This is a genomic window from Streptomyces sp. FH025 (genome assembly GCF_017427025.1).
Lineage (GTDB): Bacteria > Actinomycetota > Actinomycetes > Streptomycetales > Streptomycetaceae > Kitasatospora.
Window position 1 is genome coordinate 1 of record NZ_JAFLNG010000334.1, and the last position, 8,214, is coordinate 8,214.

General features: G+C 73.4%; 4 protein-coding genes. All 4 read right to left on the reverse strand.

Going from position 1 to position 8,214, the window contains the following annotated elements; all coding sequences use genetic code 11:
- Positions 1 to 834, reverse strand: an 834-nt coding sequence (locus J0670_RS22520; RefSeq protein WP_207813462.1) for a glycoside hydrolase family 1 protein, incomplete at its 3' end; no start/stop codon positions are given.
- A 190-nt stretch (positions 835 to 1,024) separates the two neighbouring features.
- Entirely contained in the window at positions 1,025 to 2,188 is a 1,164-nt protein-coding gene (locus J0670_RS22525) for a macrolide family glycosyltransferase (protein WP_207813463.1), read from the reverse strand.
- On the reverse strand, positions 2,188 to 4,440 hold the full coding sequence (locus tag J0670_RS40320; RefSeq protein WP_207813464.1) for a cytochrome P450: 2,253 nt from the start codon (positions 4,438 to 4,440) through the stop codon (positions 2,188 to 2,190). The genes J0670_RS22525 and J0670_RS40320 overlap by 1 nt, the downstream gene beginning before the upstream one ends.
- Positions 4,437 to 8,214, reverse strand: a 3,778-nt coding sequence (locus J0670_RS22535; RefSeq protein WP_207813465.1) for a type I polyketide synthase, incomplete at its 5' end; no start/stop codon positions are given. The genes J0670_RS22535 and J0670_RS40320, both read right to left, overlap by 4 nt.

The window sequence follows — 8,214 nt, forward strand, 5'->3', positions numbered from 1 at the left end:
GTCGCCGGGGCGCACGGCGCCGAAGATGTCGTCGGGGACGCCGAGGGCGGAGAGGTCGGGGTAACGGCCGAGGAGGACGGGGTCGGTGAACAGGCGGTTGTGGAGGGCGTCGTAGGCCGCGGCGGCGGCGACATCGTCAGCCGAGGAGGAGGCCGGCTCGACCAGGGTGAGGTTGTTGGAGAGCATCACCTCCAGGCCGCGCTCGTGGAGCACCGAGGCGGCCAGGCCGTGGCCGAGCAGCTGGTGGTGGGCGGCCGGGAGGGCCTCGAACATCAGGGCGCGGCCGGGGGCGTGGGTGCCCAGGGCGTAGCCGAAGACGGTGTGGACGAACGGCTCGTTGAGGGTGATCCAGGCGGGAACGCGGTCGCCGAGGCGGTCGACGACGACGGTGGCGTACTCGGCGAAGCGGTACGCGGTGTCGCGGTTCAGCCAGCCGCCGCGGTCTTCGAGGCTCTGCGGGAGGTCCCAGTGGAAGAGGGTGGGCAGCGGGGTGATGCCCGTCTCCAGCAGCGCGTCCACGAGCCGGTCGTAGAAGGCGAGTCCGGCCGGGTTGACGGCGCCCGCGCCGGTGGGCAGGACGCGGGGCCAGGAGACGGAGAAGCGGTAGCCGTCCAGCCCGAGGCCCTTCATCAGGGCGATGTCCTCGGGGTACCGGTGGTAGTGGTCGCAGGCCACCGCCCCCGTGTGCCCGTCCCGTACGGCCCCGGGGCGGGCGACGAAGGTGTCCCAGACGGACGGCCCGCGGCCGTCCTCGTTCACCGCCCCCTCGATCTGGTAGGCGGCGGTGGCGGCACCCCAGCGGAAGTCCGCCGGCAGGTCGAAGCGGTCGGGCATGACGGCCTCCTGACGAAAAACATGAGGGACTGTCATGTTAGCGGCGCCACAATGGAACACCAGAGCCCGTCAACAGGACTCCGCCCCCATCACGGGCCAGGGTGCCGGATGAACGGACTACGCGACCGTGCGCGGGAACGGGCTCCACCGGGCGGGGCGCGGGTGCGAACTGCCCGGTGGAGCCCGGCCGTTACCGCGTCAGCAGCTCCTCCAGGACGTCCGCCCCCTTTGACGCGCCGCCCGCCCCGCGCACGATCCGGCTCAGGGCCTCCGCCCGGGGGCGGCAGGACCGGACGTCCCGGACGGCGTCGCGGAGGCCCTGCACGGTCGGCTCGGCGAGCGTCCTGCCGACCTGCAACTCCTCCGCCCGCCGGGCGATCGCCCGCTGTTCCGGGATCTGCGGCACCGCCACGAAGGGCACCCCGTGGTAGAGGGACTCCATCGCCGAGTTCATCCCGGCGTGGCTCAGGAACACCTCGGTGTGTCGCAGCACCGCCACCTGCGGCACGTGCGCGTGCACTTCGACGTTCGCCGGGATCGGGCCCAGCGACTCCTGGTCCAGCCCGCCCACCGCCATGACGACCTGCCAGTCGCTGTCCCCGAACGCCTCGATGCAGGTCCGGTAGAACTCGGGCCGGTCGTTGAAGACGGTTCCCAGCGATATCAGCAGCACCGGGGCCTGAGACCGGGGGCTCCACTCATCAGCGGTCTGCCGACTGCTCAGCGACGGCCCGACGAAGTGGAAGCGCTCGTCGAAGGTATCCCCCGACATCTGGAACTCGCGGGGGATGAACACCAGGCTCGTCGGGGCCACGTGGCCGAACATCAGGTTCGGGTCCTCGAGGAAGGCGTGGCCCTGCGCGAACTTCCCCATGTCCTGAATCGCGGCCACCAGCCGGGGGTTGGTGTGGTCGAAGTCGGCCGGCAGGTACACCTGCGCCGCCGAGAAGGACTCGTTCTCCGCGAAGGTCGGCACCAGGGAGATCTCCCGCACCTCGAGCAGGTTCGCCAGCATCCTCCCGGTGAAGGTCACCGAGTCGTAGCACACCGCGTCCGGCGGGTCGGCCGAGAAGTGCTCGGCCAGGACGGGGAAAGAGGCACGCGCGTCGTCGAGGTAGTACTCCACCGTCACGGCGAGCTGTTCCGCCGTGAACTCGCCCCGCGCCGCCAGGTCGGGCGGCAGCTGCGAGGGCAGGGTCACCGGCGACGCCCCGGCGGCCAAGGCGGCGTCCATGGTGGCCGGTCCCGTGGCGTAGCTGACCCGGTGACCGCGCCGGACCAGCTCTTCGACCAGCGGCAGGGTCGGGTTCACATGCCCGGACGCCGGCGCGCTCACGAAGGCGAAGTGGGCCATCAGCCCTCCTCCAGGATGACCGGCAGAGTCTTGTGCCCGTTGGTGAAGAAGGAACCCAGCGGCTCGAGTTCGGACGACGGGACGGCCAGCCGCAGCCGGGGGAACCGGGAGAACAGCGCGGACAGCGCCGTCGTCGCCTCCAGCTTCGCCAGGGGGCTGCCGAGGCAGAAGTGCACGCCGTGCCCGAAGGTGAGGTGGTCGGCCCGCGACGGCCGGGTGACGGAGAAGTCCTCCGCGTCGGCCCCGTGCTGCGCCGGGTCGCGGCCGGCCGCGCCGTAGGACAGCAGGATCGCCTCGCCCTTGCGGATCTGCACGCCGTCCGCGGAGATGTCCTCCACGGCGTACCGCAGCGGCAGGTTCGGCACCGGCGCCTGCCAGCGCAGGGTCTCGTCCACCACGTCCTCCCACGTGCTGGTCCCGGACCGGACCAGGGCGAGCTGATCCGGGTGCGTGGCCAGCGCGTGGATGGCGTGGTCGAGCAGGTTGACCGTCGTCTCGAAGCCGGCGGAGATGGTCAGCAGCAGGGTGTCCAGCAGTTCCCGCTCGGACAGGCGTGTGCCGTCCGCCTCCTGCGCGGCGATCAGGTCGCTGGTCATGTCGTCGCCGGGGTCGCGCCGTTTGGCGGCCACGAGTTCCTTGAGCAGCATGTACAGCTCGCCGGAGGCGGCCTGCACGCCCGCCGGGTCCGCGTCGAGGCTGAACACCGCGTCCACCAGCCGCCGCAGGTCCGCGCCCGTCTGCGCGGTCACCCCGAACAGTCCGGTGATGACCTGGATCGGCAGCGGGAACGCGAACCGTGCGCGCAGGTCGACCGTCTGCCCCGGCGGCACCGCGGCCAGGTCGGCGATCAGGCCGGCCGTGATCTCCTCGACGCGCGGCCGCATCGCTTCGATGCGGCGCGGGGTGAACGCCTTGGCCACCAGGCTGCGCAGCCTGCTGTGGTCGGACCCGTAGGCGGTGAACATGTTCTGCATCGCGACCCACATGATCAGCGGCCAGTCCGGCGGGATGTCGCCGTCGCGCCACATGGGCCAGTGCTTGTTCGCGTCCTTGGAGACCTTCGGGTCGAGCAGTAGCTTCTTCGCCAGGTCGTGCCCGGTGACGGCCCAGGCCGACACGCCACCGGGCAGTTCGACGGGCGTGGCCGGACCGCGCTCGCGCAAGGCGGCGGCCTCGCCGAAGATGTCGCCGCCCGAGGGGTCGATGACATACGCGTCGACGGGCGGGGTCTGCGCGCGCACCGGCTGAGTGAAGGTGGTGGTCGTACGGGGTTTGGGAGGCTCGGTGACCTCCAGCAGGGACGCGGTGAACCGCGAGCCCATGCCGAGGCCGATCGACATGATGGTGTCGCCGGGCTTGAGGGTCTCGTCGTGCAGCAGGTGGTCCATGCCGAGCAGTTGGTCGCACGGCCCGACGTGGCCGAGCTCGCGCAGCATCGGCCAGGTGGTGCGGCCGAGGTCGATGCCGAGCGGCTCCAGCACGACGACCTCCAGCTGGGCCAGGCCCAGACCGGTGACGACGAACCTGGTGATGTCGGCGACGCCGACGCCGCCCTCCTTGGCGGCCTGCTCGACCGCGGTGACCAGTGCCCCGCTCATCAGCGTCAGATACGGGGCCAGGCCGGTGACCTCGATCGGCGTACGGTTGCGGTGGCCCTCGGGGTCCGGGATCGTCGGGGTGGCGAGGACCTCCATCTGGGTCGCCGAGCTGTTGGCGGTCGCGACCAGCCGCGCCCGGCCGCCCTCGCGGTTGAGCACGGCCGCGACCGCACCGTCGGCCAGGAAGATCCCGATGGAGGGCTGCCAGCGTTCCCACCGCGGCGGCAGGAACCGGGCGGTGGCCGTGACCAGGGTCGCGGTCGCGGCCGGGTCGGCCACCAGGTGCGCGGCGGCGGACTGCAGCGCGGCCGAGCCGCCGTTGCTGGTCGCCTCGACCTCGTAGACGAGGGCGTGGCCGAGGCCGAGGACGCGCTGAAGGTGGCAGGAGGACGCCATGTGGTCCTGGTGGTCCATCTGGGCGTAGGCGGCCATGGAGATGTCGGCGCCGCTGAGGCCGGACTCGCGCAGGGCTCCGATCGCCGCGTGCACGGCCATCGCGTGCTCGGTGACGTCGTCGGAGTGGGTGAACGACACGAAGTCCGACAGCGCGAGCAGCCGCCGCATGGTCTCGGTGTCCGGCACGGCCTGCGTCGCGGGCGTGCGGGGCGGCAGGTACCGCCCCGTTCCGCCGATGTAGACGTTGTCCCAGATCATGAATAGTCCTTTCCCCTGAGTGCGGACAACCCGGCCCCGTATCCGCTGAAGTCGAGGAGCCATGTGCTGATGGCCAGCGCCGTGGCCGCGGAGTGCTCCTCCAGTACGGTGAAGTGGTCGCCCGAGACGGTGAGCACCTCCTGGGCGGTGGTGGACAGCCGGGGCCACGAGCGCTTCCCGGTGCCCACCAGCAGCACCGGCGCGGTGACGGGCTCCGGGGCGCCGGCCAGATCGAGGTAACGGCCCATGGCCACCAGCCGGTCGTCGTCGACCGGTTGGACCTGGTGGCCGGCGTCGAGCATGCCGGTGAGCACACCCGGCAGGTCGTCGGGGTAGCCGTCGATGAGCACCACGGCGCTGGGCCGGGCCCCCCGCCGTTCCAGTTCCCCGGCGGTCGCCAGCGCCAGCCACGCGCCCACCGAGCGGCCGACCAGCACCGGCTCGGCGACGGCCGACGCGGCGTCGGCGAGTGCCTGGACCAGGACGTCGGCGTCCGCGGGCAGCGGGTCGCCGGCGAAGCCCGGCAGGGTGACCGCCGTGACGTCGCGGGCGGCCTCCAGCGCCGCGGCGAACCGCCCGTACTCCTCGATGCCGCTGGACGCCAGCGCGGACGGCAGGCAGACCAGCGACGGCTGGAGGAAGCCGGCCGCGAGGGCGACCACCTCGGCCTTGGGCGCGTCGGTGGCCGGGCTCAGCCGGGACGCCGTGGCCAGCAGGTCGAGGCCGTCCTGCGCGCGGCCGACGTCGACGGCCTTGCGCAGCAGGCGCTCCATCGGCCCGGCGACCCGGTTCTCCGGCGAGCACAGCTGCCCGTAGAGGTGGTTGACGAGCTGTTCGGGCGTCGGGAAGTCGAAGACGAGGGTCGCCGGGAGCTGGAGCCCGGTGGCCGCGTTGAGCCGGTTGCGCAGCTCGATGGCGGTCAGCGAGTCGACGCCGTGGTCGCGGAAGAGCTGACGCGGGTCGTCGATCCCGCCGGGGGCCATCCCGAGGATGCTCGCGCTGTGCGTGACGACCAGGTCGAACAGCAGGGCGCGCTGCTCGGGCTCGGGCAGGGCTTCGAGCCTGGCCCGCAGGTCGCCGGGGCCGGCCGCCGGGGCCGGCGCGCGCCGCGGCCGGGCGAGTCCGCGCAGCAGCGCGGGCGGGGTGTCGATCGCCGCGAGGTCGAGGCGGACCGGCACCAGCGCCGGGCGTTCGCCGGCCAGGGCGGTGTCGAACACGTCGAGGGCCTGCTCGGTGGCCAGCGGCAGCATCCCGGTCCTCGCCAGCCGGCGCTGGTCGGCCTCGGTCAGGTTCCCGGTGATGCCGCTGGACTCGGCCCACTGGCCCCAGGCCAGGGAGGTGGCCGGCAGACCGCGCGCGTGCCGGTGCTCGGCGAGCGCGTCGAGGAACGCGTTCGCGGCGGCGTAGTTGGCCTGCCCCGGGGCGCCGAACACCCCGGACGCCGAGGAGAACAGCACGAACGCCCGCAGGTCCAGGTGCTCGGTGGCCTCGTGCAGGTACCACGCGGCATCGGCCTTCGAGCGCAGCACCGTGTCGATCTGCTCCGGTGTCATCGATCCCACCACGGCGTCGTCGACGACCCCGGCGGCGTGCACGACGGCCCGCAGGTCCGGGATCGAGGCGACGAGATCCCTCAGTGCCCCGCGGTCACCGGCGTCGCAGGCGACCACGGTGAGGGCGGCGCCCAGCTCCTGCCGGAGCCCGGGCGGCTCGACGCCGCGGCGGCTGGCGAGCACCACGTGCGGGGCGCCGTGCCGCGCGACCAGGTGCCGGGCGACCAGGACGCCGAGGGTGCCGGTGCCGCCGGTGATCAGCACGGTGCCGTCCAGGGGCGCGCCGTCCAGGGGCCCGGCCTGGGCGGCCGGGGCGGCCCTCACCAGCCTCGGCACGAGGGCGGTTCCGTCGCGCAACTGGATCTCGGGCTCGCCGTCGCTCACGGCGGCGCGCACCGCGGCGGGGATCGCCCGTCGTGAGGCGGCCGTGCCGTCGTGCCGGACGGTCAGGATCCGCCCGGGGTTCTCGCTGTGCGCGCTGCGCAGGAAGCCGCGGGCGGCGGCCGAGGCCAGGTCGTCGCCGGTGAGGACCACGAGCCGGGCCGGCGTGTCGGTGGACAGGAACTCCCGGACGCTGCCGAGCAGTTCGCGGGTCACCGCGTGGGCGGCCGCGACCGGTTCGCCCTCGCCGACGACCTCGTGGAGGACCGTCTCGGTGTCCGGGCCGTCCGGTGCCGCCATCGGGGTCCAGTCGACGGCGAACAGCGTGTTCGGCCGGCGCCCGGCCCCGGGACCCGCCGCTTCGACGGGCCGCAGGACGATCTCGTCGATGCTCACGACCGGCGTCCCGGCGGTGTCGGTGACCCGCACCGCGTAGGTGTCCGGCCCGGTCGGGTGCAGCACCACGCGGACCGTCGCGGCCGACCCGGTGACCGATACGCCGGAGAACGAGAAGGGCATCCGCGCCGGGCTGTCGCCGGTGCCGCCGTCCTCGGCCGCGAGACCGGCGAGCAGGGTCAGCGGCTGGATCGCGGCGTCCAGGAGCGCGGGGTGGACGCGGTAGCCGGTGAGCTGCGCGGGGTCCACCGGGAAGCTCACCTCGGCGTGCAGGTCCTCGCCGTGCCGCCGGATGCCGGCGAGCCCCTGGAAGGTCGGCCCGTAGTCGTATCCGGCGTCGGCGAGCCGGTCGTAGAGCGAGCCGATGTCGATCGGCACGGCCTCGCCGTCGTCCGCCCCGGGCACGGCCGTCCCGTCGGCCCCCGTCGCCCGGTCCGCCGACGGACTGAGCACGCCGCTCGCGTGGCGGATCCACTCGTCGGGCTCGGCGGAGGTGCGGGAGTGGACGGTGACGGGCCGGCGTCCGGTGTCGTCGGGCGCGCCGACGGTGACCTGCACGTGCACACCGTCGGGCTCGGACAGCACGAGCGGCGCCTCCAGGACCAGCTCGGACAGGACGGGGCTGGCCGTGTGCTCGCCGGCGTGGACGGCCATCTCCACGAACGCCATCCCGGGCAGCAGCGTCGAACCGAGCACGGTGTGCTCGGCCAGCCATGGGTGGACGGACGCGGAGAGCTTCCCGGTCAGGACGACGCCTTGCCCGTCGGGGAGCTTCACCAGGGACCGCAGCAGCGGGTGGTCGGGCGTGTCGAGGCCCTCCGACGGGGTGGTGGGCTGGAGCCAGTAGTGCTGGTGCTGGAAGGCGTACGTAGGCACGCGCCCGCCCGACGTCCCCGCCGTCGTGGCCGCGGGAGGCGTCCAGCGCACGGCACCGTCCGCCCACAACCGTCCGAGCCCCGCGAACAACCGCTCCGGGGAATCACCACCACGCCGCATCAACCCGGTCCCCACCAGCAGCGGATGCGGACCCACCTCCACGAATCCCGTGACGTCCTGGCCCGACAGCCACTCCATGGCATCGGCGAACCGCACCGGCTCCCGCACCTGCCGCACCCAGTACCCGGGCTCCCCCATGTCCACCGGACGCCCGGCCACCGTCGAGACCACCGGAATCACCGGCTCACCGAACGACAGACCCGCCGCCACCCGGCCCAGTTCCTCCAGCACCGGATCCATCCGCGCCGAATGGAACGCGTGACTGACCTCCAGCCGCCGAACCCGCCGACCACGGCCCCGCCACACCTCAGCGACCGCCTCGACCGCCGTCTCGTCGCCCGACACCACCACCGCGTCCGGCGCGTTGACCGCGGCCACCTCGGCACCCGGCACCAGCGACCCCAGCACCTCCTCCAGCGACGCCTGGAGCGACACCATCGCCCCACCA

What these genes read in the sequence shown, in the direction of transcription:
- J0670_RS22525 (WP_207813463.1), bottom strand. Translation starts at nt 2,188, where the DNA reads ATGGCCCACTTCGCCTTCGTGAGCGCGCCGGCGTCCGGGCATGTGAAC.
- J0670_RS40320 (WP_207813464.1), bottom strand. Translation starts at nt 4,440, where the DNA reads ATGATCTGGGACAACGTCTACATCGGCGGAACGGGGCGGTACCTGCCG.